1 protein-coding gene is annotated in these 1,327 nt (G+C 45.7%); it reads left to right on the top strand.

The window, feature by feature from the left end; genetic code table 11:
• The first annotated feature begins 73 nt into the window (after positions 1–73).
• Positions 74–1,108 carry an IS110 family RNA-guided transposase gene (locus LRP50_RS25250; RefSeq protein ID WP_274167151.1) on the top strand — a complete coding sequence of 345 codons (1,035 nt, stop codon included), beginning with the start codon at positions 74–76 and terminating at the stop codon, positions 1,106–1,108.
• Positions 1,109–1,327: the final 219 nt, after the last annotated feature.

Genomic DNA, 1,327 nt, shown 5'->3' with positions numbered 1-1,327 from the left:
AGATGTATGGACTCCCTCCCCACAGGGGGTTACGGTCTTAATCCGACGAAAGATTAGCCAAAGGAGTCCATACATGCGCAATCCTAATATATTGGCCATTGATTTAGCAAAAAACGTCTTTCAAGTTTGCAAAACCGATTCACAGGGTAACGTCGTTTTTAATCGGGAAGTCACCAGGTTGAAGCTCAAAGCGCTCCTTTGTAAGCAGCAATCCTCCTTGGTTGCCATGGAAGCGTGTGCCAGTGCCCATTATTGGGCTCGATACGCACGAGACTTGGGGCATCAAGTGAAAGTCATTAGTGCTCGAAGTGTGAAGGCTTTTCAAACCAAACAAAAAACCGATAAAAACGATGCGCTTGCCATCGCAACAGCGGCATCTTTACAACATATCCATAGTGTTAAAATTCATACCGTCGAAGAACAGGCGTTACAAGCCTTAGAGAGGGCTAGGCATTTGGCCTTGGCGCAACAAGTTGCCCAAAGTAATCAAATTCGGGGTTTACTGTCCGAGTTTGGTATTGTCATTGCTCAAGGGATGTCAGCACTGAGAGTCAATATCCCTCTCGTTCTTGAAGATGCAGAGAATGGCCTACCGGATAGTTTTCGTGCTGTCTTACATCGATTGTGGGCACATTTAAATGTGCAAATAGAACATGTAGATATGCTCACTAAACAATTGGAGTTATCAGTCAGTACAGACCCGGTTTGTCAGCAGTTGATGAAGTTGGAAGGTGTAGGACCACTAGGTGCGTTGGGGCTGGCTTTACGTTTAGGGAAAGGGGAAAACTTTACTAACGGGAGAGAGGCTTCAGCGAACATCGGCCTGACGCCAAAGCAACATAGCTCTGGTGGCAAAGAACGTATTGGTCATATCTCGAAACGAAATGCAGACAAGCGACTCCGAAGTATCCTTTTTCAAGGAGCGCTTTCCGTTATCTCCAATGTCATTAAGCGGCCTGCAAGGACGACTAAAGAACAATGGCTAAAAACACTGATAGAGCGGCGAGGTAAAAAGGTTGCTGCGATTGCTTTAGCCAATAAAACAGTCAGAACGGCGTATGCCTTACTGAAAAGCAATTCGGTGTATCAGCCACAACTTCTGGCTTAATCACCCGCAATATTCAACAAAGAGCGATGTAAAACAGGTAAGACCAACCGACAGCAGCTCGTTGGGTCCTAAGGCATGAAATGCCGTCTCCTAGATTAAGCCTGTCGGTGCGAATACATTTTTGGGCGAGGTAGCTCCTCATTACAGCCCGTATATAAGCGCGCATCTTAATCCTTTTTACAAAGCTTCTTGTTGAATCAACGAGGGAGTCCATATAAG

Origin of the sequence: Enterovibrio gelatinilyticus, from assembly GCF_028683095.1 — a bacterium.
Lineage (GTDB): Bacteria > Pseudomonadota > Gammaproteobacteria > Enterobacterales > Vibrionaceae > Enterovibrio > Enterovibrio gelatinilyticus.
The sequence above is the reverse complement of the archived record's forward strand: the minus strand, read 5'-3'. Positions and strand labels throughout refer to the sequence as shown.

Coding starts and splice junctions, on each gene's coding strand:
- LRP50_RS25250 (WP_274167151.1), top strand. CDS start 74: ATGCGCAATCCTAATATATTGGCCATTGATTTAGCAAAAAACGTCTTT.